The organism is Pseudomonas sp. PME37.24/006 (genome assembly GCF_055556635.1).
Genome location: NZ_JBVHNL010000290.1, coordinates 1 through 238, shown reverse-complemented (window position 1 = coordinate 238; position 238 = coordinate 1). Strand labels below are relative to the sequence as shown.

General features: G+C 76.1%; 1 protein-coding gene. It reads left to right on the top strand.

Translation table 11 applies throughout. The features are described 5' to 3' along the window. A partial coding sequence (locus tag ACZ3GY_RS24775; protein ID WP_465912475.1) for a hypothetical protein occupies nt 1-238 on the top strand: 238 nt, incomplete at both ends.

Below are 238 nucleotides of genomic sequence, written 5' to 3'. Positions count from 1 at the left end.
CCTGGTCGCCGACGACTGGCGCACCCCGCAGACCGCGAAGCTGCGGGCGCTGGCGCCGATCCTGACCCCCGTCGCGCAGCCGACCCCGACCGCGACTCCGAAGCCCACGGCGACGGCAACCGCGACCCCGAAGCCCACGGCGACAGCGACGCCGAAGCCGACGGCCACACCGAAACCCACGGCGACGGCCACGCCGAAGCCGACGGCCACACCGAAACCCACGGCGACGGCCACGCCG